This window comes from Aequorivita sinensis (assembly GCF_006346335.1).
GTDB lineage: Bacteria > Bacteroidota > Bacteroidia > Flavobacteriales > Flavobacteriaceae > Aequorivita > Aequorivita sinensis.
Map to the genome: position 1 here is coordinate 1 of NZ_VDMC01000075.1, position 445 is coordinate 445.

Here is a 445-nt window from a genome sequence, read left to right on the forward strand (position 1 = left end):
GTTTTCTACATCTTTGTACCAATGGGCCAGTTTTGTATAAGCTGTTTCTATGGATGTTGCCGTGTTGAATATATTTCTAAGCCCTTGGACCAAGTCAAAGGCAATTTTTATATCAGGGTATTGACTGAATAATATCTTACTTCTGTGGCATTGGTTATCAGTCCAGTTAGATGGGGCTTTATATAGTAAGTACCTACTTCTGGCCAATAGTTGCTTTCTTGTATCTCCATTACTATATTGTTTTGGTTCCCATGTTTTGTTTTTTGCTCTTGCCTGTTTTATTTGTTGATTCTCTAGGTCTATAGCATCCCATCGGTGTTTTATCCTGATGTCCTGAAGTGCCTCTAACGCAAGTTTTTGTACGTGAAAACGGTCGGTAACCTGCATTGCTCTTGGGAAGCATTTTTTACATATGGTCTTCATTGAGTTTGCCATATCAAGTGTA

At 38.0% G+C, this 445-nt stretch carries 1 protein-coding gene; it reads right to left on the reverse strand.

All coding sequences use genetic code 11. The annotated features are described in order from the left end of the window. The coding region (locus tag FHP04_RS14440; RefSeq protein ID WP_262710124.1) for a transposase at nucleotides 1-435 on the reverse strand (435 nt) is incomplete at its 3' end. Between the last annotated feature and the right edge of the window lie 10 nt (nucleotides 436-445).